The following is a 26,695-nucleotide window of genomic DNA, read 5'->3' as shown; positions in this document are numbered from 1 at the left end:
AGCCCGGGGATTCGAGAACTTCCGTTCAAGGGCGTGACGCCCTCAGTTGGACTCAGTGGCCTGGATTCGCCGTGGCTCATTTGAACTGATGCACCAGTGCGGTGAGGAAGTGACCGGGTTCTTCGTTCATGAGCATATGCGCTGAATCTTCGAACCATTCGATCTCGGTGCGGGGTGCATTCACACCTGCCATCCAACGGGTGACGGGTTCGGTCGGTGTCAGCTGGTCGTGGCGGCCGAGGAACTGAATGATCGGAACATCGAAACTTGTCAGGTTCGTGAGGTCTGCATTGAAGAGCTGAGGGAGAATCACTTCGAGGCTGAGCTGGTTCCCTTCGGTGGTAGACCTGCGATTCTCGCCCTGGTAGTCCAGGGAGGTGACCTCGCCCTGGGTGTAATAATCGCAGTCGCTTCGTCCGGCGGCGAACCCACCATAGCGCTCCACCCACTTGCGGTGGATCGACATCTTGTCCCAATTCAGCGGTTGTTCTCCTGGGTAAGGAGCGAGAGCGTCGAGTTCTCTAATGGCCTGATCGTCGTCGCGTGAAGCGGCTTGGTTGCACAGCCATGAGTAGCTGGATGTCTCGCCGGCGCGGAAGTCGATGACCTGTCCGATACCGAGATACGCCTCCACAAGGTTGGGGCGCTGGTGAGCCAAGGTGGTGGCGATGACGGTGCCCCAACTGTGCCCTACAAGGATGACCCGGTCGATGCTGAATTCGACTTTGAGCCATTCGACGAGTTCCGCGGCGTCCTGGACGTACTGGTTGATTGTCATTGCTGGGCGGACTACGTCGGGCTCAGCGATCCGGTAGCTGCGCCCCGCTCCGCGCTGGTCGTAGTGGACTACCGTGAAGAACTCTTCGATAGGGCGCTGCCACATCCATCCCGTCGGCGCTAAGGGAGTGCCTGGGCCCCCGTGGAGGAAGAGCAGCACCGGGTTGACCCTGTTTCTCCCGCGGACTGACACCACTTGGGGCACGCCGCCGAGCGGAACGATGGTGGTCAGGTCGATCGCATCCGGTGTGGTGAGTCGCTGCAGGCTGTGGATGATCTCGGGCGTGCTCAACGGATCGGGGTTCATCCTTCGATCCTAGGATTTGCCAATTTTCAAACCATTGAACCCAGTGAGCCGGCAGGGTGACTGGTTCCGTGGAACGTCCTCCTGTTGGACAGAAACCTACAGCTGACCGCCCGCTGAAGGATCTCTCAGCGTGCATCAAGACCTCCACGCGAGTTTGAGTGCCCGCAAGACGGACCCTCCGCGAGCACTTACCAGATGTAGCAACCCCAAGCCTGGGGCCAACTAAATCGTCAGCAGACCCGGGCGACAAATAGAGAAGAACTGACCTTCAAGAGCGCCCCGACCTGCGTTGATAGCGTTACAACATGACTAATTCCGACCTAACCCATGTCATAGACCAGTGTCGCGCACTCATCGAAAGACGATTCACAGCAAACGAAGAGGCTGGCGCGGCCGCGATGCTACTCAGCGACGGAAAGGTACTCGTTGGCACCGCCCCGGAAGCAATGAATCCAGCCGTTGAGGTCTGCCACGAAACTGAGCCCTACTGCGCTGCGTACCGGCTCGATCAGAAAGTAGTTGCGTCGATCTGTCTCCACCGAGACGAGCACGGCGAGTACCTCGTCCTGTCGCCGTGCGGGGTATGCCAAGAGCGCCTAGCAGTTCATGGGCCCAACGTGCTAGCTGCTGTTCCGGGGCCGGACGTTGCTCAGTGGGTCCCACTCAAAGAACTCATGCCCCATTACTGGGCGGCGGTCTTTGAAGATGGATCCTCGGAATGGGCATCCTAACCATGCTGGGCTGTTTAAGCCGGTGACCCACTTCGACCAGCGATGCTCAGACCGAGGCCCGCTGACGTCTCGCAACCATGGGTTGCGAGGCAACCAAGGAGGCACCTCTCCCCGGACTAAGAGCCTGGAATCCCGCGGCCAGCGATTTGTCTAAGCGTCTTGCACCGTTTCTCGGCAGGTTATGCACTGCTCTTCAATCACGAAACACTTCTGCACGAGGTGACGATGGAGAACGCTCGCAATCCTATCGTTCACCGCACGCCGGTGAACGATTAGTTCATGGTGTTCTCGAAGACGCTGACCAGCTCATCGGCGAGGGTTGCCGCATCGGCACCGCCGCCTGCGTTCTGCAGTGCGCCATCGCGGACCAGAGCGACGAGTCCGTGAGCGAATGCCCAGCTCACCAGAGCCCGCGCGGGCGGGACGACCTCGGGCTGCCTCTCGGCGACCTCGATCGTACTGGTCGCTGACGCCAGGATCCCGATGCTCTCCGCCTGCGCCCGCTGTCAACCTAACTGGAACCTACAACAAGAATTCGCTCAGAAGCGCCCCGGGGTGACGGAATAACGGGGGCGCGAGTAAAGTTGAGTATGAGTGACTCAAGTTTTTCTTAGCGTTGATTGAAAGGGGGCCGCGAGGCCATGGACGTAAAGCTCACCACCAAGTCGCAGGAGGCTGTCAGTACGGCAGCCATGAACGCCAACACTGCCGGCAATCCGCAGATCGAACCCGCCCATATCCTCAAAGCCCTCATGGACAGCCGCGAATCCGTGGCCGTTGCCGCCCTCAAAGCAGCAGGCGCCGACCCAGACTCCGTGTCTTCCCGCGCCTCAGCCGCTATCAAAGACCTCCCCGCCTCATCCGGGGCATCGGTGGCCAACGCCCAGTTCTCCCGCAACGGGCTCAGTGTCATGCGTAACGCCCAAGCAGAGGCCGAACGCATGGGGGATGACTACGTCTCCACCGAACACCTCCTGCTCGGCATCGCCGGAGTCAACGACCCCGCGGGCAACGCGCTCAAAGACAACGGTGCCGAGGTCAAAGCCCTGCGCGCCGCCGTCGACTCCGTCCGGCAAGGCCGCAAAGTCACCACCGCTGACCCAGAAGGCACCTTCGAGGCCCTCTCCAAGTTCGGCACCGACCTCACCGAGCTCGCCAAAGAAGGCAAACTCGACCCCGTCATCGGACGCGACGCCGAAATCCGCCGCGTGGTCCAAGTCCTCTCCCGCCGCACCAAAAACAACCCCGTCCTCATCGGCGAGCCCGGCGTCGGCAAAACCGCCGTGGTCGAAGGCCTCGCCCAGCGCATCGAAGCAGGGGACGTCCCCAACGCCCTCAAGAACAAGCGCCTAATCTCCCTGGACCTGGGCGCCATGGTGGCCGGCTCCAAATACCGCGGCGAATTCGAAGAGCGCCTCAAAGCCGTGCTCGATGAAATCAAGGCCGCCGAAGGCGAAATCATCAGCTTCATCGACGAGGTCCACACCGTCGTCGGCGCAGGCGGCTCCTCAGACGGCTCCATGGACGCAGGCAACATGCTCAAGCCCATGCTCGCCCGCGGTGAGCTGCGCATGATCGGTGCCACCACCCTGGATGAGTACCGCGAGAACATCGAGTCCGACGCCGCCCTGGAACGCCGATTCCAGCAGGTATACGTCGGCGAACCCTCAGTCGAAGACACGGTCGCCATCCTGCGCGGCATCAAAGAGAAGTACCAGGCCCACCACGGTGTCGAAATTTCCGACGCCGCCCTCGTCGCCGCCGCCGAACTCTCCGACCGCTACATCACCGGCCGGCAGCTGCCCGACAAGGCCATCGACCTGGTCGATGAGGCCGCCTCCCGGCTGAAGATGGAGATCGACTCCGACCCGGTAGAGATCGACGAACTCCGCCGTGCGGTGGACCGGTTGGAAGCCGAACGCCACTGGCTGCAGCAAGAGACCGACGCCGCATCCAAAGACCGGCTCACCGCCCTGGAGGAAGAGCTCGCCAACAAACGCGAAGAGCTCGACGCCCTCAACGCCCGCTGGGAACGCGAACAAGGCGCACACAACCGCGCCGCAGAGCTCCACCGGAAACTCGACGAACTGAAATCGGCCGCCGAACGCGCCGAACGCGAAGGCGACTTTGGTGAAGTCGGACGCCTGCGCTACGGCGCCATCCCGCAAGCCGAGAAAGAACTCGAAGAGGCAGAAGCTCAGGAAGCAGAACCCGACACCCAAGACCGCATGGTCTCAGAGAAGGTCGACACCGACGCCATCGCCGAGGTCATCTCCGCCTGGACCGGCATCCCCACCGGCCGGCTCATGCAGGGCGAAACCGAAAAACTCCTGCAGATGGAAGAACTCATCGGCTCCCGGCTCATCGGCCAGACCAAAGCCGTCACCGCAGTCTCCGACGCCGTCCGCCGGGCGCGGACCGGTATCTCCGATCCAGACAGGCCCACCGGCAGCTTCCTGTTCCTAGGGCCCACCGGCGTCGGCAAAACCGAACTGGCCAAGGCGCTTGCCGAGTTCCTGTTCGAAGACGAACGCTCCATGATCCGCATCGACATGTCCGAATACTCGGAGAAGCACTCCGTGGCACGGCTAGTCGGTGCCCCTCCGGGCTACGTGGGCTTCGACGAAGGCGGCCAGCTCACCGAGGCGGTGCGGCGTCGCCCCTACTCCGTGGTGCTCATGGATGAGGTGGAAAAAGCCCATCACGACGTCTTCGACATCCTGCTCCAGGTGCTCGACGACGGCCGGCTCACCGACGGCCAAGGCCGCACCGTGGACTTCCGGAACGTGGTGCTGATCCTCACCTCCAACCTGGGCTCCCAGTTCCTGGTGGACCAGTCCACTGATGATCGGACCAAGCGGGAAGCGGTGATGAGCGTGGTCAACGCCAGCTTCAAACCCGAGTTCCTCAACCGGCTCGATGACATCGTGATGTTTGACGCGCTGTCCATGGAGCAGCTGACCTCGATCGTGAACCTGCAGATCCACGACCTGGCCGAACGGCTCGCCACCCGGCGGCTCACCCTGGAAGTCACTGACCCCGCCAAAGAATGGCTGGCGTTTACCGGTTACGACCCGGCCTACGGAGCCCGGCCGCTGCGCCGCCTGGTTCAGCGGGAAATCGGCGACAAGCTCGCCAAAGCACTGCTGGCCGGTGAGATCGAAGACGGGTCCACCGTGGTGGTTGACCGGGAAGACCTCACAGTAGAGGGAGACACTATCCAGGGACTGACGGTTAAGAAACTGAGCTGACCCTCAGTGAGGGGACCTGATCCGGGCCTCGGCCTGGGTCAGGTTACTCTTCGTCAGAATCCTGGTCCGTTTCGGCGTCGTCGTTCTCATCTTCGTCGTCAGACTCGGTGTCCTCGCGGTCCTCATCGACCTCGTCGAGATCGGTTCCCTCATCATCTGAGTCAGCATCACCTTCCAGAAGGAAGTCGCCGCTGAGCCGTTCGCCGTCGGTCCGGGAGAGGAAACAGGTGACCAGGCGGTCGTCGTCATTGTTCCAGGTGGATTCAGACGGGTGCCACAACTCGATCTGCAGCTCAGTGTCGACGGCCTCCACCGCTTCAGCGCTGAGTTCGATCTCCTCATGGCACCACTGATTCGCGTTGCCGGCCACGATGTCATCACCGGGATACTCACCGTCTGTGACGTCATCCTCCATCTCACGCTGGAGCAAGACTTGGACATCGTAGTTGCGCTCACAGCTGATCACATTGGCCGGGGAATCCGCATCGGAGAACCCGGTCAAGCACCAGCCGGCCTCCCAATCCTCAGCGGGCACATCGCGGGCGTGCACGCCGTCTGCAGGGTCCTCAGTCCAGGTCCACTCGGCGGCTTCTTCCGCATCCTCGCGGCCCAAGAACCACCACAGCAAACCAGCTGTGACAATGACCACCACAATGCCGGCGATCAAGAACGGAATAGCGTTGAGCCGGAAGCCTGTGTCGCCAGCAGCCGCGCGGCGATCCCGCCGTGACAAGGGCTGCTGTGGGGCCTCATTGTCCCGCGGTGACTCGCTCATCGGTGTGCGACCCTTCCCTTCAGTGCGACGCCATGGTGGCACTCATGTTAACCTAGAGATCACCAACCACTTCATCCAAGAGTCAAGCCGGCGATGAATGTTCATCGTGAGGCCATATCGAGACGACGTTAAGGGGGTCCCGCTCATGGGGCGTGGCCGTCAGAAGGCGAAAGCTACGAAGCAGGCGCGGGAGATCAAGTACTACACCCCGAACACCGATCTGTCCGCCTTGGAGCGCGAGCTTGCCCAGGCACGGGGAGAAATCCCAAGTCCGAGCAGCGACGACGCTGAAGAAGATCCCCCCGGGGATTGGGACGATGACTACGACCGCTGAGCGGTCAGGTGTTCAACCAACAGGCTGAGCGTGCCCACCGGGCTGCGCTGAGGTCCATTGCGCGCAGTGTCGAGGAATCTGTACCGCCGCATGATCCCGTGACCGCCAAGTCCGGGATCCTCTCCCAGCTGCGCAGCGGATCTGTCCTCTGTGTGACCGGTGCGGGGATATCCACCGACTCGGGGATTCCTGACTACCGGGGGCCCGGTGGATCGCTGAAGAAGCACCGGCCCATGACGTATCAGGAATTCAAGTACGACGCCGCCTCCCGCCACAGGTACTGGGCACGCTCCTTCGTAGGCTGGCGTCACCTGGGACAGGCCCAGCCGAATCCGGGCCACGACATCCTGGCCCGTTGGCAGCAGTCGGGGCTGCTCACCGGGGTAGTCACCCAAAACGTCGACGGACTTCACGCTGCTGCCTCAACTGCGGACGCCACCCTAGTACCTCTGCATGGGGACCTCTCCCGCGTGGTGTGCCTGACCTGCGGAAACTATGAATCACGAACCTCGCTTGATGAGCGGCTTGAAGAAGCGAACCCCGGTTATGCCGAGGCTGCCGCCGTAGCTGCGGAGAACGTCAACCCTGACGGTGATGTCACTCTGGATGACGAATGGGTCCAACGGTTCATTCTGGTCACCTGCCTGGTGTGCCGGGCCGACACCCTCAAGCCCGACGTCGTCTACTTCGGTGAGAGCGTGCCAGTTGAACGCAAAACCGCGGTAGACAAGCTCGTGGCTGAATCCAACTCGCTGCTGGTCATCGGTTCCTCCATGGCCGTCATGAGCGGGTACTCCATCGCACTGCGCATGAGCCGTGCGGGAAAACAGGTCGCGGTCATTAACGGAGGACCCTCACGGGCAGACACCAAGGCCACCTGGCGCTGGCGAACCCCCATCACGCCCGCTCTGCAATCCTTAGCGGTAGAGCTCGGTTAGGGGAACTCCCAAGAAGTTAGGCCACACTGAGTTTATGGACACACCACCGAGCTCAGGCGGCGCTGAACTCGTTGAAGTGCTCGGGGTCTACAACGCCGACGGGGGACTGCGCGGAGAAGTCTCCTACATAGTGGGCAATATGCTGGGGCGTGCTCACTGCGGACTGTGTGACATTACGCACTCGCCCATCCGGCGTAAACAAGATTGGGACGAGTTGGTGGTCCGGGCGCAGGTGCCGATTCGGATCGTGCACCGCAATGAAACCAGTCCCGACGAAACCCAGGCGATTAAGGCCATCTCCCTGCCCTGTGTCCTGGGCCGACGCTCTGACGGTGGCTTCGACCTCCTGCTGAGCGCGGACCAGCTCGACGCGCTGGACGGTTCCGTCGAAGACTTTGCCAACGCCCTCCCTCAGCACATCTGGGCGGCCTAACAGCGAGCGGTCCCGGGAAAGCAATGGACTCCGCAGCTTCAAACTATACCGAACGTACGGTACAGTTTGACGGGTGGTAATGAACAGAAGGCTGCATGGAGACCCGGTGAAGACTGACACAGGAGCACTCAGACTGGCAGGCGTCGCGGAGACGACCGCTGCGCCGGACCGGTCCCTGGCGCGCTGGCAGCGGTGGACGGTGCTCGGCATCGTGTCCTCCGCGCTGCTGCTGATCGCCCTGGACAACACCATCCTCTACACCGCTCTGCCGATCCTCTCCCATGACCTGGGCGCCACCAACTCCCAGCAGCTGTGGATCATCAACGGATACCCCCTCACCATGGCCGGACTCCTCCTGGGATCCGGTGCCCTGGGGGACAGGTTCGGCCACAAGCGCGTCTTCCAGGTCGGACTGATCATCTTCGGCTCCGCGTCGCTGGCTGCAGCTTTCGCCACCAACCCTGATGCCCTGATCGCCGCACGCCTGCTCAAAGGCGTCGGTGCAGCAGCCATGATGCCCGCCACTCTCGCCCTGATCCGGATCAGCTTCGCCGCGGAACGCGAACGCAACCTGGCCATCGCCATCTGGGCGGCCACTGCCAGCGTGGGCATGGCGGCAGGCCCGGTGGTCTCCGGCACCCTGCTCGAATGGTTCTGGTGGGGCTCAGTCTTCCTCATCAATGTCCCGATCGTCATCGCCGCCAGCATCCTGATGATCGCCATCGGCCCCCGCAACCTCAACAACCCCGCCCGCCGGTGGGACGCCGTGTCCTCCACACAAGCACTCGTGGGCATGGCAGCCTCCGTGCTCGCCCTGAAAACCTGGGCCGAGGCGCCACTGAACCTTCCCCTGGCGCTGACCTCCACGGTCATCGGCGCGGTGGTCCTGACCTTCTTCGTCCGCCGCCAGATGCGCCTGATGCGGTCGCCCACCGAACCCCTGGTGGACTTCGCCATCTTCCGCAACCGCGGCTTCAGCGGCGGAGTCGTCGCCGCAGGAGCCTCAATCTTCACCATCATGGGCCTCCAGCTGGTCATCACCCAGCGCTACCAGCTGGTAGAAGGTTTCAGCCCCCTCGAGGCGGGCCTGCTGGTCACCGCCCTGGCAGTTGCTTCCATGCCGTTCGCGATCTTCGGCGGCGCGGTGCTGCACCGGGTAGGACTGCTGGTGCTCGTCGCCGGCGGCATCGGAACTGCGGCACTCGGCTCAGGCACCGTCATTGTCGCTGCAGTCCGGGACTCCCTGCCGCTGCTTATTGCCGGGCTGATCGTCGCCGGGATCGGAGTAGGAGCGTCCATGTCGGTGGCATCCAGTGCGATTATGGGCAACGTCCCACCCCGCCGCGCCGGAATGGCCGCCTCCCTGGAGGAAGTCTCCTACGAATTTGGCGGACTCGTCGCCGTCGCGACCATGGGCTCACTGCTGACCTTCGTCTACTCCCGCGCCCTGACACTTCCTGAGGGCAGCCGGGACATGGTCGGCAGCTCCCCAGCAGTTGCTCTCACCAGCGACGACGCCGCGATAGTCTCTGCTGCCACCTCCGCCTTCGACTCTGCCTACCTGGCAGTCTTGGTGGCCACATGCGTCGTCGTCACCCTCGGGGCACTGGGCTGTGCGTGGCTGCTGCGGCACTACAGGCCAGGCACTGAATCCCAGGCCTACCCGGACAACCACTAGGCTGGGGGATCGATGAGGGAGTCCAAACGCGAAGCAGCGCTCGAAGCCGCCAAACGCATTGTCCAGCGTGACGGCGTCACCGCACTGTCATACGAGGCGGTCGCCGCAGAGGCAGAACTGACCAAAGGCGGGATCCTGTACCACTTCCCCTCCCGGGAAGACCTGCTGCTGGCCCTGCACAGATACGTAGCAGACCAGTGGGAGCAGTGCATGATCAGCGAGGTTGGTCAGGTGAACGGCCAAAGCCTGGATGAAGACACTAAGACGGCCGCCTATGTGCGGGCCTCGCAGAACCCGGACCGGGCAGAGCTGCTCCTGACCCTGGAAGCTGCCACTCAGAACACAGCAGCCAGTGACGTGTGGAACGGGGTCTATGACCGTTGGGCCGCACAGGAGCCAGCGGCAGCCGAAGATGATGAGGCAGTGCGCCGTTTCATCGCACGGCTGGCCGCCGACGGCCTGTGGTTCTACGAATCAATCGCTGCCGGTGAGCTGCGCCCCGAGGTGCGCGCCCGGCTCGTCGAGGAGATTATTGCCCTGGGTCAGGAACCTATACCGTAGCTCGGCTCCCGGTTCTTCAACATCCGGACCACGCCGTAGGTGACGGGGAACAGCAGGAACTCCACCAGACACTTATAGATCACGCCGAACACAAAGTAGCTGCCGAACTCAGTCCAGCTCATCATCACAAACAGGTCCACACCGGGCAGCACATTGAGGAAGAGCGGGAACGCGGTGAACGCGATCAGACCAAAGATGAACGTATCGGCGACCTGACCGAACACAGTGGAGGACATGATGCGCGCCCACAAATTCGATTCGCCGAAGCGCTCCTTCACTTTCACAATCACCACGGAGTTCATCACCTGACCGAGCACAAAGCCGATCAGCGAGGCGACCAGGATGCGGATGTAGACGCCGTCCCAGCCGAAGAGAATTTCGAAGGCTTCCTGGTTGTGGGAGTCACTCAATGCGGGGGAGATAGTCACCAGACCGAAGACAACGGCACCGACCACCATGACGGTGAAACCGACGAAAACCGCACGCATAGCAGCGCGGAAGCCGTACACCTCAGAAATAATGCCGCCGAGCAGATATGTCAGCGGGAACAGGAAGACGCCGCCGTCAACCACCCAGCCGCCGAAGTCCATCTGTTTGGTGGCGGCGATATTGGAGATCAGGTAGAACGCGGCAAGAAGGGCGACCAGCACGGCGAAGTACTGACTGCCGGGGTGGGCAAAGCGAACGTTTCGGGTTTCTCCGGGGGCCGCAGCGGGTGCGGACCCCTGCCCAGATCCGTTATCGGGCGTGGTCATAGGTCGGGCCTTTCATTAGGGTGGTTTCAAGGTGATGAAGGAAGTCCTCCGCCTGGACGTGGCGGATGAGCTCGGCATTGGGTGCAGCGCCCCAACGCCCAAGCCAGTCTGCCACAGTCTCTCCGCGCGTTAAGGAACCCTGCAGCTCCACATCCACTGCGGCCAGCGCGGTCTTCGCCCACGGGATCCCGCCAGTGCAGGCAGGGTTTCGGGCCCACTGGAGGCCGGCTGCCAGCACATAGGGGTCATGGAGCTGAGCAAGATAACCGTGGCCGTCAGCGGCGTGGAATTCGAAGTAGAAGCGCAGCGCTTCTGCCAGGTGTTCTAACCAGTTGTGCCACTGCGGATCTGAGGTCCCGTGGAGGATCCTGCTGATTCGATCCGGGGTCATCACGATGGCTTCCGTGGCCTCAATGGGACCCACCACCGGACGGTGCTGCGCACTGGCGAAACCAGAGAACACACGGGCAGCTGCCTCTGGATCGTGGTCAATGTTCCACTCCGTGGTCGGCTTAGTGTTCCCTCTGTAGTTGAAGGCGCCACCCATGATGAAGACTCGCTTGATCAGCTGCGGCAGGTCAGGCTCCAGCTCCAGTGCTAAGGCCAGGTTCGTGCACGGACCGGTGACCACACCGATCAGTTCATTCGGGTGGGCCCGGGCGGCATCCACCCACGCCTCAGCCGCTGATATATCTGACGGCGTCGTCCTGGGGGAAGGAAGCACTGCATGGCCGGTCCCGGAGGGCCCGTGCGTGGTGTCGGCGTAGAGCGGGGGAGCCCCAAAAGTTCCATCAGCTGCGGCCAGTGGCAGTTCCGCTCCCGGGTGTACGGGAAGGTCTCCGCGCCCGGCCAACTCCAACCAGCTCAGCGCGTTGAGCGCGGTCTGAGCCGTAGGTACGTTGCCCCCAGAGGCGGCGATTCCCACCACCTCCACGTCCTCCTGGCACATCAGGTAGCCCAATGCCACGGCGTCGTCGATGCCCGGATCACAGTCGAGGAGCAGAGGAATCATAGTCCTATTCTCCCCGCCGGGGCTTTGACGGGTCATTTGTGGGTCCTAGGGTGGAAGGCAAGGAGTGATGATCCGTGAGCGAAAGTCAGGAGTCGGAGACCGAAACGGGGATCCGCCAGGAGGAGGTTCCGTGGCCGAGGGACTGGAACTGGCTGCTGCTGAACCCGGAGAAGGTTAGTGGAGGCAAAGCCCTGTTCAACGCTTGGGCCTTCACCATCAACGGCGTGTGCGGGGCTTACCTGCTCCAAGCAGATACCGCAGGCGGCTTACTCCTGGATACCGCCAATTGGATCCAAGTGGCCAGTGGTGTCATAGGCGTGTGCCAGTTTTGGTCAAGCGCCCAGATACGTCGGATCCAACGCACAGCATAGAACGTCGGCGTTCCCAGCGGGCAGGTCAGCGAGTGTAGCGGCCAGTCAGCAGCACTCCGCCGCCGTTGACGCCCTTAGCGCCCTGGACAAAGTCATCGCCGGCGTCGGCGACATCCTCAGGTGAGTACGCACTGACCTCGCCCATCACCCATGCGCTCTGCCCCGCAGCTTTCAAATGGGCGACGACGCGGTCAGCCTGGTCAGCCGCCACTACGGCGATCATTCCGACACCCAGGTTCAGCGTCCGCTCCAGATCAGCCTGCGGCACGCGGCCCAAATCCGCCATCACGGTGAACACATCCGGCCAGGACCACGTGGCCCGATTCACGGTGGCCATCAGGCCAGTGGGCAGAACGCGGGCCAGGTTCGCGGCCATCCCGCCGCCGGTGACGTGGCTGAAGCCGCGCACGGGCGCATCAGGTGCGATCTCCTGCTCGGCCGGGTCCCCATTGAATGTGGTCACCAGGTCCAGGCAGGGGGCCGTGTAGAGCTTGGTGGGTTCCAGCAGCTCTTCGCCCAGCGTGCGGCCGAACTCCGGCACATGGCGGGAGAAGTCCCACCCTGCGTCGCGGACGATCCGCCGGATGAGTGAATAGCCATTGGAATGGATACCGGAAGAGGCCATGCCGATGATCACGTCGCCAGCCTGAACCCGCTCCGGGCCAAGCACAGCAGAGGCGTCGACGACTCCGGTAGCTGCCCCGGCAACGTCGTACTCATCCTCACCCAATAGGCCCGGATGTTCCGCCGTCTCGCCGCCGACGAGCGCAGTCCCGGTCTCAGCGCACGCTTTGGCGATCCCGGAGACGATGCCGGCGATGCGGGCGGGCTCCACCTTGCCGCAGGCGATGTAATCCGTCATGAACAGCGGCTTGGCGCCGGCGACCACAATGTCGTCCACCACCATGCCTACTAGGTCGAAACCGATGGTGTCGTGGATGTCCATGGCCTGGGCAATGGCGACCTTGGTCCCGACACCATCAGTGGACGTGGCCAGCAACGGCTTGGGCAGGCGCTTCAGCTCAGAGGCGTCGTAGAGGCCCGCGAAACCACCGAAACCGCCCACCACCTGAGGGGTGTGCGTGGCCTCGATATGGGCCTTCATCAGTTCCACGGCGCGGTCGCCGGCCTCCACGTCCACGCCCGCAGACGCGTAAGTGATGGGTGAAGTCTCAGTCACCGCTTGCCCTTCCTGACAGTGTTGGCTCATATATTCCGTGGTCTGCCCCGTTGAGCTCCACTTCCTGCTTCAGTGGGGTCTCCGACTCGTCGAGTTCGAACTCCGCATCCGGACCGGGTTCGCAGCCGACCTGCGCCCGCCGGTGCGGCATTCCAGGGAGCACCGGCTGCTCCAGCAGCATTTTGCCGCGGCGTTCCTCCGGCGGTAATTCAATGGGGTAGACCCCGGAGAAGCACGCGGTGCACAGCGTACTGCGCGGCTGGCCCGTGGCGGCCACCATCCCTTCCTCAGAGATGTAGGCCAAAGAATCCGCCCCCACGGCGTTGGTGATCTCTTCAAGAGTGGCTCCGTTGGCGATCAGCTCTGCACGGGTGGCGAAGTCGATGCCGTAGAAGCAGGGCCATTTGATGGGCGGGGAGGAGATCTTCACGTGGATCTCAGCCGCGCCGGCCTCCCGGAGCATCCGGACAATGGCGCGCTGGGTGTTGCCGCGCACGATCGAATCATCGACCACCACCACCTTCTTGCCGCGCACCACATGGTCCTGCACGTTGAGCTTCAGCCGGATGCCCAATTGGCGCAGAGTTTGGCTCGGTTGAATGAACGTCCGGCCCACATAGGCGTTCTTGATGAATCCCTGGGCGAACGGTAACCCGGAGGCCTCTGCGTAACCCACCGCGGCAGGTGTGCCGGATTCGGGCACTGGAATGACGATGTCGGCGTCGTTGGAATCCTCGCGAGCGAGTTGACGGCCCATCTCCACCCGGGATTCGTAGACGCTGCGGCCATTGATATTGGCATCGGGCCGGGCCAAGTAGACGTATTCGAACACGCACCGGGCGGGTGCGGACTCGGCGAACTGGTGGGAACGCACCCCGTCAGCGTCAATGGCGATCAGTTCGCCAGGCTCGATCTCGCGGATGATGGAGGCGCCCACAGTGGCCAGGGCGGACTGTTCAGAGGCCACCACCCAGCCATTGTTGAGCCGGCCAAGCACCAGCGGGCGGACACCCTGCGGGTCGCGAGCAGCGTAGAGCGTGTTCTCATCCATGAATACCAGGCAGAAGGCGCCCTTCAGGGTGGGCAGCAGGGCGAGAGCCTGCTCCTCCATGGAGTCACCCGGCTGGTTCTTCAGCAGTGCGGTGACCAGAGCTGTGTCCGTGGTGTTGCCCTGGGCGAGCTCACCGAACTTGGTGGCGCCGTGACGGGAGACGACCTGATCGTAGAGATCGGCAGAGTTGGTCAGGTTGCCGTTGTGTCCCAGGGCTACCGTTCCGTGAGGAGTGGCGCCAAGGGTGGGCTGGGCGTTGGACCACTGATTTCCGCCGGTGGTGGAGTAGCGGCAGTGTCCGATGGAGATGTGACCCCGTAGGGCATTGAGTGTGGCTTCGTCGAAAACCTGGGAGACCAGACCCACATCCTTGTACACGTGGATATGGTTTCCGTCCGAGGTGGCGATCCCGGCCGATTCTTGGCCACGGTGCTGTAGGGCGAAAAGCCCGTAGAAGGTAAGTTTGGCGACTTCCTCACCCGGCGCCCAGACACCAAAAACCCCGCATTCGTCCTGGGGTAGGGGGTCTTCATCGAGAAGGTTGTGATTGAGGCGTCCGTCTGCACGGGGCATACTCAGCGCTCTCCTGCCGGTTTGATGTCATAGGTGGTGCTGCGCCGCCTGAGCGCCTTGTCCAGAAGAAGCCAGGCAGTGCCCGCCAGCGTTAGGGCCGGCAAGCAGAGGACGAGCGTGATGTACCCCAACGAGGCGACGCGTGAGTAGTTCGGGTCCTCTGGAGTGTTGTACACGACGATCACAGCTGTCGTGAATGCCGCCAACACTGCGCCGACTAAGAACGGCAAGAGTTTGGGGGCGGTACGAACGCTCACCTTTCGGCGCTGCGTCTCAGAAGGCATGTCCTCAATTCTACAGGGGAAGCACGTGGCTCAAATCCGCGCGTGTGCCCGATGAGGGTTGACGCAATTGATATGACTTTTTTGCCTTAACACAGCTGTGCTTAAAACACCAAATGAGTGTAATGTTGATGGTTTGGTCCGGAGCGCGTAATCCCTGGGGAAATTGTTGACTCTCAGTCGCGGCCTATGCAGGCGGATACCGCTGGACCCAGCCATTTCTGTTCCGTTAGAAAACCCGTGAGAGAAAACTATGCCAACGATCTCAGAATCCCCAGAACAGCAGACCTACGTTCCGAACCACAAGACGCGCGCCCGCAAAATCCGCGCAGTGATGGCAGCCGGGGCTGTTCTCGGCGTCGGCGCCCTCATCACCCTGGCGGCATGGACTGACAATCAGTTCGCCGAAGGACTCTTCACCACCGGCTCGTACAACGTCATCAGTTCCGAAGATGGCGGCACGTACAGCGACCACAGCAGCGCTGAGGACTCCGCCACACTGGAAATGCAGGCCGGCAACACCACTCCCGGTGAACAGTTCGCCGCTGGATTCTGGCTACGAACGGATGCCGCCACCACAGTGGACGGCGTCATCACGGGCATTGACGTCGCTTCCTCCAGCGGAAATGTCGAGGAGTACACCTACTCCGTGGTGCACCTTTCGGACCCCGAGGCTGACTGCACGGTGCAGTCGACCGGGGCTCAGATCGCCTCCGGTGAGAGCCTCGGGGACATCAACTTCGTCGAATTCAGTGATGTATCTCTGCACCACGGCGGAGACGATTCTCGAGGAGCCCCGGTGCAGCTCTGCTTCCAAGTGGAGGCTAGCGAAGAGCTGAGCCAAGGTGGCTCGGCTTCCGTGGTCTGGGAAGTCCAGACTGAATCCACAGACTGACCATGAAGGAGTGGGAACGAGCCACTCGTAGAACCCGGCGGGAATCGACACATCCGAAGGATCCGCAGCTCCTCTGGGCTAAGGCACGGGCGATCTGCGCTGCCGGAATTGTCTTAGGACTCGGTTCAATGGTGACGGCCGCAGCCTGGAACGACTCCGCACATGCGGTAGGGAACTTCACCGCTGGGCAATTCAGTCTGTGGGGCTCCACTGACGGCGCGAACTATGAGCTCTACCCCGCAGACGATCCGGGTCAGCTGAGCTTCGGCGTGGAAGCTGATGAGCTTGCCCCGGGAACCAGCATCTATGCGCCCTTCAGCGTACGAACCGGTGAAGAGTCGGTCGGGGGAACCCTCGAAATGTTCGCCGACGAAGAAGCCAATGCGGTGGGTTTGGGGCCCTTCCTCACGTATGGAGTAGCAAGGATCAGCGGACCCGCGTGTGACGCCGGAAGTTTCGCGGAAGGAGCTGAGCTCGTGCAAGACGGCTCACCGCTGACTGCTCACGGCTCCTCGGCGCACAGCCTCGCTGCCGGGGGCGAGGCACCCGTCCACCTGTGTCTGAAGATCACCCACCCCGAGGACAGCTCCGACGCGGCCCGGGGTCAAGGAGTCACCGCAGTGTGGGAATTAAGAGCCACCGCCGGGATCTCTGAATGAGGCGGCCCAGTGCGTACCAGGGGCTCTGGTGCATATGAGAAGAGTGCGGCGGTTCGTGACCGAGACGCTGCTGTGGTTGGCTGCCGCGACAGGCCTGCTCTGCGTAGTGATGGTCATCCTCGCCTACACCATGAGCATCTCCCTGGTACTTTTCCGCACTGGGTCAATGGAACCGGCCATCCCCTCCGGCTCAGTGGCGGTAGTCCAGGAGATCTCGGCTGCAGAGGTGCAGATCGGGGACGTGCTCACTGTTGACCGCCCCGGGCAGCTGCCGGTCACCCACCGGGTCACCTCCATCGAAGATGGAGAAGCACCCCAACAACGCGTGGTCACCATGCAGGGTGACGCCAATGACACAGAAGATCCCCACCCGTACACGATCACCGAGGCCCAGGTCACCCTCTTCTCGGTGCCGCACCTAGCTCAGCCGATTCATCAGATGAGCAACCCTTACGTGCTCGGAACAGTCACTCTGCTCGCCTCCGCGCTTGTCGGATGGGCCTTCTGGCCCCGCGCTTCGCCGCCGCAGCAAAGTGGTCCTCCGGCTCGGAGGACACGCAGGAAACCTCGTGGCTCCGCAGCACTTGGGGCCGGAGTCCTGGGCCTGTGCGCGGGCGGGGCGCTGCTGATCGGTCCCGCCTCGGCACCGGCAGCCGCCCAAACGGACGCGGGCGCCGCAGATGCCACGAGCACAGTGATCCGTGGTGAGTACCTAACCCTCACCTCAGTGCTTTCAGAGGAAGACATTGTGGATTTGGCCCCTGGGGACAGGGCTTACTGGGACATCGGTGTTCAGATCAAGGAAATCCCTGAGGATGCGACCCTGCGGGCCGGAATCGAGGCAACCGGAAGCGTACCGCTGATCATCACCGTGCACTCCTGCAGATCGCAGTGGGAGACCACACCCGCTCAGGCGGCGACCAGGAGCGGACGGTCCTTAAACCAGGAGGATTCCTGTCCCGCTGAGTACCAGCTGCTACTGCAGGACTACAAGCCACTGGAGGCACGAACGGACTCGCTCAGAGCAGGTAATGCCACAGGAGTCCACGACTTGGCTTATCTGCCGATCACATCCGGTGAGCGTCCCCTGTGGTTCAGGCTCGAGGTCACCGTCCCCGAGAGCCTGAGCAATGATATGCAAGCTGCAGGCACGCTCCTCAGAGTTCACATCTCGGCTGCGGGTGAAGACTTCATGGTCTCCCCGATCGGAGGAGAAGAATCAGGCACAGAACCCCTACCGGGTACCGAGGATCCGGAGGTCAGTGAGGAGTCAGCCGTCGCGGGCGCAGAGCAGGGCGCTCCGAGTGGGTTTCCGGTGACAGGGTTTTCTCTGCTCGCAGTGCTCATTGCAGCGATCCTCTCCATTCTGACTGGGATGGTTCTGCGTAAAAAGAGTCGGTCGACGGTCACCCGCCCGGCGCCAGGAGATGTCCGACTCACTCATCAGCCGGAAGGACACGCCTGATGAGTGACCGATCGGTTCATGTGGCTCGGACGGTCGCCGGTATTGCTGTGTTCAGCGCCGCGGTGCTCGCCTTCACCGCTGCGTCCGGCTCAGAACCCCGGATCATCACTTCGGAGGCGTCCTGGTCGGCAGAGGCGCATACCGAGACCCAGCTGCTCTACGACCCCGAAGACTCCGGCCCCACAATCCCAGGTATCCCCCCGGGCGAGGATCCCGGAGCGTATCTCGACACTGCCGCAATCGCGGAGATTAACTCCACGCCAGCGTTGAAGCCAGTCGAACTCACTGAGGGATTGGACTATGCACACTCCGCGCCTCAGGTGCACTGGACCAGCATGGACTTCTGTCATTCCTTTACTCTGGAGAACACCACGAGTGAACCGGTGGAGTGGGAGTTGTCACTCGCAGTCGCGCCCGCGCCGACCTGGGGGTGGCAGCCCTTCAGCACGGCCGTCACCGCACCCGGGCAGGTGACGCATTCAGACGGCAAATACACCTTCGAACAGGGCGCATGGAGCGGCAGCAGCTGGGAGACCGTGAGCTGGGATCCTGGTGAGGGGATATGGACTATCCGCGGAAACACCCAAGCCGATTCGGCGAACCACAGCCCCATCCCAGCAGGGGACACCATCCAGGCCCAGTTCTGCCCGCGTGGTGTGCCCGAACCTGAACCCAACCCGGCCCTCTACACCTGGGAATTTGGCGGGACTCCGGAAAGCTGGGGAGTGAATCTCGGCGTACGTATCGAAACGAGTGTCATCACCTCGATCCCGTGGCGGATCTACATCGACCTCGAAGACTATGTGTGCGGTGACTATCTGGACGAGGGAGCGCGGGTTCGTTGGGGTGATGGCTACATCGTGGAACCGCTGACGGGGGAGGCCCACCTCTACTCGGTGCGACTTCCGAGCGCGGACCAAGACAGTCGGGTACGTGACACCATTACGATTCCGCCCTGGGGAGATTACCGCCACCTCGTCGCCATTGAGGCAGCGCAGGGTTCGAACCTGCTTGACCATCTTCCGCCGAACTGCTGAGCGCGAGGATGGTCACCCTAGATGATCGGCAGCACCGCAGACAGATCAGCCCGGGTACCGGAGGCGCTGATCCGTCCCTCCCTGCGCGCCTGGTCCCAGTCAAGGGTGCCGGTGGCCAGCTCCAGCCATGTGGCGGGGCTGAACTCCACCACATTTGGCGGGGTGCCCCGGGTGTGCGCCATCCCTGCGATGCACTGCGTGACCCCAAACGGCGGGACCCGCACTTCCACTGCGCCTCCGGGTACGCGTTCGCTCAGCTCCTCCAGGAGGTAACGCACTGCTGCAGCCAGCGTGCGGCGGTCCTGCTGGCCCCGTGACCAGGCACCTACCGCTGCCCGGCCGTCCTCGTGGCTGATGCGGCGTCGCGCCATTTCTCTCCGTTCATCAGGTGGTTGTTGGGAAATCAGGTGCCTACAGGATGCTGACAACTCAACAGGAGCCTGATTTTCGAGGGAAGTGGGGGGCGGCGGTGGGCCCTGGCGCCGCATGGGTTACAGCCGGGCGGTGACAGCCTCTGATAAGCGCAGGCCACCGGCTGGCCGCTGGTCCACTCCGCCGGTGATGGGCTTGGCCAGGATCTTCAACGTCCGCTCCAGGTCATCGAGGTCCACCTTGCCGGCGGCGGCCAGCAGGCTCAGCGCCACCAGATGGTTGGGGCGTGCGGAGCCGTCCAGCGTCTTGACCGCAGCAGCCGTCCCGTCCGGCGCAGCCACCACCAGGACTCCCTCAGCGCCTGACTTGGTGAGCAGGCCGAGCTGTTCCATGACTACAGTGTCTGGTTCGCCGTCGCCGCGGACAGCCCAGGGGTAGTCGAGCATGGCCTGAGCGACGGTGAAAGCGTGCACCTCGGCGTCGCGCTGGGTGAGTGCGGAGCTCAGCTTGCCGATTCCGCGGGCCAAGCCGGTCAGGCTCATCGCGGCCGCCGGAGCCCCGCAGCCGTCGACCCCCAGCGTGGTGGGCGCTTCACCGCAGTACTCGGCGTAAACCTGATTGACCATCACTTGCAGTGGATGGTCAGGATCAGTGTAGGTCGCCAGGCGTGAGCCTTGAGTGCGTGTGGCCGCGAGGAAGACGGCGTGCTTGCCGGAGCAGTTGTACGCCAGCGCGGTCTCGGTCTTATCCGCGCGAATATGCGCCTCGAAGTCAGCGCTGCGCGCCGGATAGGCCACCGGGCACTTCAGATGTGACTCGTCCAGCCGCTCTTTGGCGAGCACTGTCGCGGCCACATCCTGATGCCGTTGGGACCCCACATGGGAGCCGCAGGCCAGAGCCACAGCCTCCGGACTCACCAGGGCCCCGGCCCGCAACGAGGCCAGTGCCTGAAGAGGTTTGAGTGAGGAGCGCGGGAACACGATGCTCTCCGGAGCACCGAGCCGATTCAGGACCTCTCCGTCTGGTCCGACCAGCACTGCGGATCCCACGTGGCGTGACTCCGCGAGGCCCGCACGGGTGACCACAGCCAACTCGGCAGACTCAGCGGCAGTGGCGGTATGTGGCGTCGATGCAGCATCAGTGCTCATGGTTTCCACCATACGTCCAGCGGCATGAGTCCGCAGCTGGCACGCGGGTACTACTCAGCGGTATTCCTCGACGTCGAGCTCTTGGGCCGTCGTGTGCTCCATATCGCTCATGAAGCGCCACGCATTGGGCCTGGACCCGTCGACATCAGTGAGGTCATAGTGTTCTGCGAGGTCGAATGAGCTGGTGGACCTCGTGTTCCACTGCGCGCGGTCCGGGTCTGCGGCCAGTGCCGTCACGCCGCGAGCCAACATTGCCGGGGTCTCCGAGATGACGAACTCATAGGGTGGCAGCGCTTCAGGGATGCCGCGGTTTGCCTCGGCATGGTCGCGCCAATCCTGTTCCGTGGTGCTGAAGTGGTCCAGCATCATTTCTGAGCGAAGCCACCCCGGTGAGACCGACACCGCGGTGCCGCCATATGGGGCGAGTTCGTGCCCTTGAGCGAACGCGAACCGATCCACGGCCGTTTTGGCCAGGTCCAGGAAGACCGAGCTGCGGAAATGGGTGGCGTTGTAGTGGCGGGTCCCATCCGTGACCTCTACTACCAGGGCTCCCGTGGTGCGGACCATCAATCCCAGCGCGCAACGGCTGGTGTTCAGGTGCGTTAGCAGTGCAGTGTCGAGCAGGCGGCGGCCAGCGCGCAGATCGTATTCCCAGAGCGGAGTGTCGAACTTTACATACGCCTCGCCACCTATGTCATTGATGAGTATGTCCAGCTGACCCTGCTCCTGATCGATGCGTTCCACCAAGCGTTCGACAGCGCCAATGTCTAGGTGGTCCACCACAGCGGCCCGGGCCTCGCCGCCCGCCTGGACGATGAGTTCAGCGGTTCCTTCAATAGTTTCCGGACGGCCGTAGTCGGAGGGAGCCCCTGCGGTGGAACGTCCGGTGCAGTAGACAAGCGCACCTGCCCGGGCCAGCTCGAGGGCAATTGCTCGTCCGGCGCCGCGCGTTGCTCCGGCGACCAACGCGATCTTTCCGCTCAGATCCGGGGGTGTTGTGGGTGTGGTCAATGGGTCCTCCAACTGGTGAGTGACTGGGTCCGTTCTGAGCCTGACACCTATTGATGACAATGAGTGTCGTAAATAACCCCGGATCGTGCCTAAGATCGCCTCATGCGCACCTCCCGGCTTGTGACCCTGATGCTTCAGCTGACCCGCATCCGCCGGACCACAGTGAAGGAGCTGGCGGATCAGCACGGAGTCTCCACCCGCACTATCCAGCGCGACATCGCCGCCCTGCAGACCATGGGGGTGCCGGTGTGGAGCCGCACCGGACCAGCCGGCGGCATTGGGCTTGTCGAAGGATGGCGCTCGCCACTGACCGGCATGACCGCCACGGAGGTGCAGGCATTGCTGCTGGGTGAGGCTGCGTCCCGGGAGCTCGGCTTGGAGACGGAGTTCCAGACAGCACGGCTGAAGATGCTCGCAGCACCCGGAGCGACACGACAGGACCAGGTCGCCGCTGCAGATCGGATTCATCTCGACTATGGCCCGTGGTTCGCCGAGCCTGAGAAGCTCCCCTGGCTGAGTGAAGCTGCCCGAGCAGTATGGGAGGGACGCCGCATCACCGTGCACTACGCCCGCGAGGGTTCTGCCGCCGAGCCAGTTCGGCTGCTTCTTGACCCGCTGGGACTCGTGCTCAAAACCAACCGGTGGTATCTGGTCGCAGCCCATCACCACGCGGTGCGTACCTATCGGCTCTCCCGCATCGAAAAAGTCGAGGCGCACCGGGAAGCATCCTGGCGGCCAGAGAACTTCTCGCTCGCCGGATATTGGAATTCTGCCCGGGCAGAGTTTGAGGCCTCTGTCGTGAATCTCTCGGTACGGCTCTCCATTCCCGAAACGTCCGCTACGGCGCTTAAGTCCGCGTTACCCGGTACTGAGGTCGGATCCGCTGTGGAGAGCGCTCAGCGCACACCGGGATCCCCTGCGCGCCTTGAGCTGACCCTCATGACGGAGAAGCTTGAGATCGTATCCCACCAGCTGTTGGGAGTCCCCGGTATTGAAGTCCTCCAACCGCCTCAGCTGCGCCGGCTGCTCTTCGAACGTGGGAAAGACCTTGCCGCCTGCAATCCTCCGTGCTGATGGGGCGACGCCCCCAAAGCAGCAGGCCGGGCGGTAAGGTAAGGGACCGTGAAGATTCTGGTCGTGGGCCCCGGAGGCCGAGAACATGCCATTGTCCGTGCGCTCCTGCGCGACCCGGCCGTCACCACGGTGGAGGCCGCCCCCGGAAATGCCGGGATCGCCCGGGATGTGACCTGCCGCGCAGTCGACGCCACAGCACCTGACTCCGTGGCCGCACTCTCCGCTGAAGGCGGCTATGACCTGGTGGTCATCGGACCAGAGGCGCCCCTGGCTGCAGGAGTGGCCGATGCCGTGCGCGCCGCCGGAATCCCCGTCTTCGGCCCCTCGCAGGCTGCGGCCCAACTGGAGGCCTCCAAAGCGTTCGCCAAGGAGATCATGGCGGCCGCGGCAGTGCCCACCGCGCAAGCTGTGCACATCTCGACTGCCACGGAGGCCGCCGACGCGCTCAACCGGTTCGGCCCGCCCTACGTGGTCAAAGACGACGGACTCGCTGCCGGCAAGGGCGTAGTGGTCACTGAAGACCTCGACCAGGCCCAGGCTCATGCGGAGGCCTGCCTGACCGGCGGAAGCACCGTGGTCATCGAAGAGTTCCTCGACGGTCCTGAAGTCTCCCTGTTCGTCATCTGTGACGGCCACAACTTGGTGCCCCTTTCACCGGCCCAAGACTTCAAACGCATTTATAACGACGACACCGGCCCCAACACGGGCGGCATGGGGGCCTATACACCGCTGGACTGGTTGGAGGGCTACACCGAAACCCACGGGGGAGTGACCCGGAACTTCACCGAGATAGTCGTCGACCGGGTGGCGCGACCCACCCTGGAAGAAATGGCTCGCCGTGGCACACCGTTCGTCGGTGTGCTCTACTGCGGTCTGGCCATCACCTCCCGCGGTGTCCGAGTGGTGGAGTTCAACGCCCGTTTTGGTGACCCTGAGATCCAGGCCGTTCTGGAACGCCTCGCCACCCCGCTTGGAAGACTCCTGCTCGACGCCGCCACGGGCCAGCTGGGCCCCGACCGCCACCTTGAGTGGTCCAACGGGTACGCAGCTGATGTGGTGATTGCCGCCGAAAACTATCCTGACGCCCCCCGCAAAGGGGACGTCATCTCCGGCATCGCAGAAGCTGAAGGGCTCGAAGGAGTGGCCGTCCTGCATGCCGGCACCGCTGAGCACGACGGGAACCTCGTCACCGCCGGCGGACGCGTGCTCGCCGTGGTCGGCACCGGAGGTACGCTCCGCGAAGCCGTAGACCGCGCCTATGCCGGAGTCGAACGCATCACCTGGACCGGCGCCCAGCACCGTACGGATATCGCCGCCAAAGCGCTCGCCGGGCAGATCAACCCAGGTGGTCCCCACTCCACGGGGGCGCAGCGGTGACCGCGGCAGCCCTCCCGGGGTGGCAGCATCTGAGCTCGGGCAAGGTCCGGGACCTCTACGCACCGGAAGCCGGCTCAGTGTGGGATGGCCAGGACGTCCTGCTCATGGTCGCCACCGACCGAATCAGCGCCTACGACCATGTGCTGAGTCCCGGCATCCCCGGAAAAGGCGTCATCCTCACCCAGCTCAGTCTGTGGTGGTTCGAGCAGTTGTCCGCTGAAGGAATTGGAAACCACGTGGTCAGCACGGAGGTTCCAGAGGAGGTGGCGGGCCGCGGCGTCGTCGTGCGTGCCCTGGAGATGGTGCAGGCTGAGGCGATTGTGCGCGGTTACCTCACCGGCTCGGGTCTGGCCGAATACCGGGAGAGTGGCACCGTGACCGGAATCGAGCTCCCCGCGGGCCTCACCGACGGATCCGCGCTGCCCGAACCCATCTTCACCCCCTCCACCAAGGCAGAGCAGGGTGACCACGATGAGAACATCAGCTTCGAGCAGCTGAAGCTGAACCTCGGAGCGGACCTCGCACATCGGCTGCGGGATGCGGCGCTGCGAGTCTATGCGCTCGCGGAGGAGAGGGCGCGAGCTGCCGGGATCATCTTGGCTGACACCAAGTTCGAATTCGGGCTCGATGCTCAGGGTGCCCTTGTGCTCGCTGATGAGGTGCTCACCCCGGACTCTTCGCGGTTTTGGCCGGCCGAAGAATGGAGCCCAGGCAAGCCGCAGCCCAGCTTCGACAAGCAGTTCGTGCGCAACTGGCTCACCAGCAGCGCCTCAGGATGGGACCGGAACTCCGATGCCGCCCCGCCCCAACTTCCGGCGGACATCGTCGCGGCCACCCAGGAACGCTACCTGGACGCTTACCGACGCCTCACCGGCGCTGAGCTGACCCTCTGAGCCTGCACCGCCGCAGAGCTCGGGCACCTTGTCTAACGGACGGTGCACGCCGCCCACCGCGCGCGGCACAACATCCGGGGGACTCTTGGCGCAGTGAAGCTGGGTGTCCCATCCGGAGTTGCAGTTTTGGCCCCATGAGCAGGCTCGGCGGCATAGGCGATGGAACGACCGGGACTCGGTGGCTACCGTCCTATCAGTTGTGCCGGTCAGCACCGCGGAGCTGAGAGGAGAGCTCCGCGACGTCGGCTCGCAGCTGTCTGATCTCCTGGTACAGCAGGTGGTGATCATCGACCGCGCCGGTCCCAGCTCCCGTCGAGGCTCGGTTTCGGCTGGGGCCACCCGCGATTCAGAACTCTTTGACGTCGTCGAGGCCTTTAGACATAGCGGTGAGCACTTTGAGAGTTGCCGCGATGTCTTCCCCCGTGAGGCTCCCCGGGACTTGTCCCATAAGTGCGCGCTCATGGGCCACCACCTCGTCGACCGCACCCACGCCTGATTCTGTGAGGCGGATCAACGGCGAAGTCCGGTGTGCGGGATTCGGCCGCGATTGGACCCATCCAGCGGACGTCGCGTCATGAACCATGCGTTGAACGAACTGCCGACTTAGCTCCTGGGAGCGCGCCATTTCTGGAACGGTGAGAGGACCCTCACGGCGCAACTGCTCCAGCACCGCGCGCACACCCACGGACATGCCCATCGTTGGTTGCAGGCGTTCCACGGTTCTGGAGACTTTGCGGTACAGCGGCCCCAAGACTCGATAGACCTCGGCCAGTTGGTGAGCTAGGGGGCCAGGGGGGAGTGGGTCAGCAGACGAGCTGGTGTCATCCATATCGCTATTATGACACCTTAGTTGTCATAAGGCCCAAAATCTGACAACCTGGTTGTCATGAATGACGCCATACAGTATGTGAGCTGCGCGAATGCCAGTATTGCCTATGTGGACCGACCCGCTCGCGTCCCTGCAGCAGGCAGGCCGACACTGGTCTTTCTGCACGGTGGCGCACTGGATCACCGTATGTGGGGCCCCCAGCTCGCCGCCTTCGCGGAACATCGTTGTCTTGCACTCGATGCCCGCGGGCACGGATGGACTCAAGCCCCGGATGGGCAACCCTTCCGGTATGGCGACGATGTCGTGGCCCTCCTTGACGCCTTGGACATCGAAAAAGCTGTGCTCGTTGGTGTTTCCATGGGTGGGTCTACTGCCGTGGATGTGGTGTTGGAGCATCCTGATCGGGCACTGGCTCTTGTAGTCAGTGGGGCCGGAACCAGTGAGCCAGAGTTCCGCGACCCTTGGGTGCTCGACGTACTCGGCGCCTGGCAGCGCAGTTCCGAGGCGCTGGACCCTGAAGGGTGGATTTCTGCTTTCATGCGTTTCGTCGCCGGGCCTCAGCGCGCGTTGAGTGAGGTCGACCCCGGCGTGACTTCAGGGATTGAACGGATGGCGCGGCACACATTGAGCACACATATCGTCCGTGAAGACGGCCCGGTCATACCTACCCCGGCGACCCCGGTGAGCAACACTTGGCAGCGGCTGGCGGGAATCGATCTTCCTGTTCTAGGGGTCTCCGGCAGTCTCGACGCTGAGGATCATCAGCGCATGGTGGTCGAACTTGCCACAGCAGTGCCCAGAGGTGAGGTGCACCAGATAGCAGGAGCGGCACATTACCCGAATATGGAACGTCCAGACGAGTTCAACAAAATTCTTTTAGAACTAGTTGGGAAGTTATAGCCGCTGAATCACACCGATGGCATAAAC

28 protein-coding genes are annotated in these 26,695 nt (G+C 63.1%); 16 read left to right on the top strand and 12 right to left on the bottom strand.

All coding sequences use genetic code 11. The annotated features are described in order from the left end of the window. Positions 1 to 76 precede the first annotated feature (76 nt). On the bottom strand, positions 77 to 1,084 hold the full coding sequence (locus tag FH975_RS08390) for an alpha/beta fold hydrolase (RefSeq protein WP_162320941.1): 1,008 nt from the start codon (positions 1,082 to 1,084) through the stop codon (positions 77 to 79). Positions 1,085 to 1,389: 305 nt separating this feature from the next. Between FH975_RS08390 and FH975_RS08385 the strand changes: the two genes are divergently transcribed. After that, entirely contained in the window at positions 1,390 to 1,815 is a 426-nt protein-coding gene (locus FH975_RS08385; RefSeq protein WP_162320940.1) for a cytidine deaminase, read from the top strand. Between the two features lie 272 nt (positions 1,816 to 2,087). Here FH975_RS08385 and FH975_RS16940 read toward each other — a convergent pair whose 3' ends face one another. Then, positions 2,088 to 2,219: a hypothetical protein gene (locus FH975_RS16940; RefSeq protein ID WP_328821833.1), complete on the bottom strand. Its 132-nt coding sequence runs from the start codon at positions 2,217 to 2,219 to the stop codon at positions 2,088 to 2,090. A gap of 237 nt (positions 2,220 to 2,456) precedes the next feature. Here FH975_RS16940 and clpB point away from each other — a divergent pair, with 237 nt between their 5' ends. Continuing rightward, on the top strand, positions 2,457 to 5,066 hold the full coding sequence (clpB, locus tag FH975_RS08375; RefSeq protein WP_162320939.1) for an ATP-dependent chaperone ClpB: 2,610 nt from the start codon (positions 2,457 to 2,459) through the stop codon (positions 5,064 to 5,066). Positions 5,067 to 5,109: 43 nt separating this feature from the next. Here the strand turns inward: clpB and FH975_RS08370 are convergent, their stop codons facing one another. Continuing rightward, positions 5,110 to 5,841, bottom strand: a complete 732-nt coding sequence (locus FH975_RS08370; RefSeq protein WP_162320938.1) for a flagellar basal body-associated FliL family protein — start codon at positions 5,839 to 5,841, stop codon at positions 5,110 to 5,112. 145 nt (positions 5,842 to 5,986) lie between these two features. Here FH975_RS08370 and FH975_RS08365 point away from each other — a divergent pair, with 145 nt between their 5' ends. From FH975_RS08365 to FH975_RS08345, 5 genes are all read left to right on the top strand, one after another. Next, positions 5,987 to 6,175, top strand: a complete 189-nt coding sequence (locus FH975_RS08365) for a DUF3073 domain-containing protein (protein WP_162321008.1) — start codon at positions 5,987 to 5,989, stop codon at positions 6,173 to 6,175. A gap of 8 nt (positions 6,176 to 6,183) precedes the next feature. Then, positions 6,184 to 7,113: a Sir2 family NAD-dependent protein deacetylase gene (locus FH975_RS08360; protein ID WP_162320937.1), complete on the top strand. Its 930-nt coding sequence runs from the start codon at positions 6,184 to 6,186 to the stop codon at positions 7,111 to 7,113. A 34-nt stretch (positions 7,114 to 7,147) separates the two neighbouring features. After that, positions 7,148 to 7,546 carry a hypothetical protein gene (locus tag FH975_RS08355; protein WP_162320936.1) on the top strand — a complete coding sequence of 133 codons (399 nt, stop codon included), beginning with the start codon at positions 7,148 to 7,150 and terminating at the stop codon, positions 7,544 to 7,546. A 106-nt stretch (positions 7,547 to 7,652) separates the two neighbouring features. Then, the gene (locus tag FH975_RS08350; protein WP_328821832.1) at positions 7,653 to 9,224 is read left to right on the top strand and encodes an MFS transporter; all 1,572 of its coding nucleotides are present in this window, start codon (positions 7,653 to 7,655) and stop codon (positions 9,222 to 9,224) included. A 12-nt stretch (positions 9,225 to 9,236) separates the two neighbouring features. Further along, positions 9,237 to 9,785, top strand: coding sequence for a TetR/AcrR family transcriptional regulator (locus FH975_RS08345; protein ID WP_162320935.1), 549 nt, complete (start codon positions 9,237 to 9,239; stop codon positions 9,783 to 9,785). Here FH975_RS08345 and FH975_RS08340 read toward each other — a convergent pair. After that, positions 9,767 to 10,540 (bottom strand): queuosine precursor transporter, encoded by a 774-nt coding sequence (locus tag FH975_RS08340; RefSeq protein ID WP_162320934.1) that lies wholly within the window; start codon positions 10,538 to 10,540, stop codon positions 9,767 to 9,769. The genes FH975_RS08345 and FH975_RS08340 overlap by 19 nt on opposite strands. Next, positions 10,524 to 11,552: a nucleoside hydrolase gene (locus tag FH975_RS08335; RefSeq protein ID WP_162320933.1), complete on the bottom strand. Its 1,029-nt coding sequence runs from the start codon at positions 11,550 to 11,552 to the stop codon at positions 10,524 to 10,526. Before FH975_RS08335 ends, FH975_RS08340 begins: the two co-directional genes overlap by 17 nt. Before the next feature lie 74 nt (positions 11,553 to 11,626). Between FH975_RS08335 and FH975_RS08330 the strand changes: the two genes are divergently transcribed. Continuing rightward, a complete protein-coding gene (locus FH975_RS08330) occupies positions 11,627 to 11,923 on the top strand; it encodes a hypothetical protein (protein WP_162320932.1) in 297 nt (98 codons plus the stop codon). Between the two features lie 25 nt (positions 11,924 to 11,948). Here FH975_RS08330 and purM read toward each other — a convergent pair whose 3' ends face one another. From purM to FH975_RS08315, 3 genes are read right to left on the bottom strand one after another with little or no spacing between them, the layout of a single operon-like run. Further along, positions 11,949 to 13,133, bottom strand: coding sequence for a phosphoribosylformylglycinamidine cyclo-ligase (purM, locus tag FH975_RS08325; protein ID WP_162320931.1), 1,185 nt, complete (start codon positions 13,131 to 13,133; stop codon positions 11,949 to 11,951). After that, positions 13,096 to 14,727 (bottom strand): amidophosphoribosyltransferase, encoded by a 1,632-nt coding sequence (purF, locus tag FH975_RS08320; protein ID WP_162320930.1) that lies wholly within the window; start codon positions 14,725 to 14,727, stop codon positions 13,096 to 13,098. Before purF ends, purM begins: the two co-directional genes overlap by 38 nt. Positions 14,728 to 14,729: 2 nt before the next feature. Further along, positions 14,730 to 15,011, bottom strand: coding sequence for a hypothetical protein (locus FH975_RS08315; protein WP_162320929.1), 282 nt, complete (start codon positions 15,009 to 15,011; stop codon positions 14,730 to 14,732). A 250-nt stretch (positions 15,012 to 15,261) separates the two neighbouring features. Between FH975_RS08315 and FH975_RS08310 the strand changes: the two genes are divergently transcribed. From FH975_RS08310 to FH975_RS08295, 4 genes are read left to right on the top strand one after another with little or no spacing between them, the layout of a single operon-like run. Then, positions 15,262 to 15,903: a SipW-dependent-type signal peptide-containing protein gene (locus FH975_RS08310; RefSeq protein WP_162320928.1), complete on the top strand. Its 642-nt coding sequence runs from the start codon at positions 15,262 to 15,264 to the stop codon at positions 15,901 to 15,903. A gap of 2 nt (positions 15,904 to 15,905) precedes the next feature. Further along, on the top strand, positions 15,906 to 16,562 hold the full coding sequence (locus tag FH975_RS08305) for a SipW-dependent-type signal peptide-containing protein (RefSeq protein WP_162320927.1): 657 nt from the start codon (positions 15,906 to 15,908) through the stop codon (positions 16,560 to 16,562). 55 nt (positions 16,563 to 16,617) lie between these two features. Then, the gene (locus FH975_RS08300; RefSeq protein WP_328821831.1) at positions 16,618 to 18,027 is read left to right on the top strand and encodes a signal peptidase I; all 1,410 of its coding nucleotides are present in this window, start codon (positions 16,618 to 16,620) and stop codon (positions 18,025 to 18,027) included. Continuing rightward, a complete protein-coding gene (locus FH975_RS08295; RefSeq protein WP_162320925.1) occupies positions 18,027 to 19,064 on the top strand; it encodes a hypothetical protein in 1,038 nt (345 codons plus the stop codon). Before FH975_RS08300 ends, FH975_RS08295 begins: the two co-directional genes overlap by 1 nt. A 17-nt stretch (positions 19,065 to 19,081) precedes the next feature. Here FH975_RS08295 and FH975_RS08290 read toward each other — a convergent pair whose 3' ends face one another. The 3 genes from FH975_RS08290 to FH975_RS08280 form a co-directional block, all read right to left on the bottom strand. After that, positions 19,082 to 19,435 carry a sterol carrier family protein gene (locus tag FH975_RS08290; protein WP_162320924.1) on the bottom strand — a complete coding sequence of 118 codons (354 nt, stop codon included), beginning with the start codon at positions 19,433 to 19,435 and terminating at the stop codon, positions 19,082 to 19,084. A gap of 120 nt (positions 19,436 to 19,555) precedes the next feature. After that, the gene (locus FH975_RS08285) at positions 19,556 to 20,584 is read right to left on the bottom strand and encodes an asparaginase (protein WP_235928565.1); all 1,029 of its coding nucleotides are present in this window, start codon (positions 20,582 to 20,584) and stop codon (positions 19,556 to 19,558) included. Positions 20,585 to 20,638: 54 nt separating this feature from the next. Next, on the bottom strand, positions 20,639 to 21,595 hold the full coding sequence (locus FH975_RS08280) for an SDR family oxidoreductase (RefSeq protein WP_162320922.1): 957 nt from the start codon (positions 21,593 to 21,595) through the stop codon (positions 20,639 to 20,641). 102 nt (positions 21,596 to 21,697) lie between these two features. Between FH975_RS08280 and FH975_RS08275 the strand changes: the two genes are divergently transcribed. Genes FH975_RS08275 through FH975_RS08265 form a run of 3 tightly spaced genes read left to right on the top strand, consistent with a single transcriptional unit; the run spans position 21,698 to position 24,939 of the window. After that, the gene (locus tag FH975_RS08275) at positions 21,698 to 22,669 is read left to right on the top strand and encodes a helix-turn-helix transcriptional regulator (RefSeq protein WP_162320921.1); all 972 of its coding nucleotides are present in this window, start codon (positions 21,698 to 21,700) and stop codon (positions 22,667 to 22,669) included. A 48-nt stretch (positions 22,670 to 22,717) separates the two neighbouring features. Then, positions 22,718 to 24,046 (top strand): phosphoribosylamine--glycine ligase, encoded by a 1,329-nt coding sequence (purD, locus tag FH975_RS08270; RefSeq protein WP_162320920.1) that lies wholly within the window; start codon positions 22,718 to 22,720, stop codon positions 24,044 to 24,046. Next, entirely contained in the window at positions 24,043 to 24,939 is an 897-nt protein-coding gene (locus FH975_RS08265; RefSeq protein WP_162320919.1) for a phosphoribosylaminoimidazolesuccinocarboxamide synthase, read from the top strand. The genes purD and FH975_RS08265 overlap by 4 nt, the downstream gene beginning before the upstream one ends. A gap of 346 nt (positions 24,940 to 25,285) precedes the next feature. Here the strand turns inward: FH975_RS08265 and FH975_RS08260 are convergent, their stop codons facing one another. Then, entirely contained in the window at positions 25,286 to 25,768 is a 483-nt protein-coding gene (locus FH975_RS08260) for a MarR family winged helix-turn-helix transcriptional regulator (protein ID WP_162320918.1), read from the bottom strand. Positions 25,769 to 25,825: 57 nt separating this feature from the next. Between FH975_RS08260 and FH975_RS08255 the strand changes: the two genes are divergently transcribed. Further along, positions 25,826 to 26,668 carry an alpha/beta fold hydrolase gene (locus FH975_RS08255; RefSeq protein WP_162320917.1) on the top strand — a complete coding sequence of 281 codons (843 nt, stop codon included), beginning with the start codon at positions 25,826 to 25,828 and terminating at the stop codon, positions 26,666 to 26,668. Positions 26,669 to 26,695 lie beyond the last annotated feature (27 nt).

The organism is Nesterenkonia haasae (assembly GCF_010119385.1).
GTDB classification, from domain to species: domain Bacteria; phylum Actinomycetota; class Actinomycetes; order Actinomycetales; family Micrococcaceae; genus Nesterenkonia; species Nesterenkonia haasae.
Note: the sequence above shows the minus strand (reverse complement) of the source record. Positions and strands in the feature narration are given on the sequence as shown.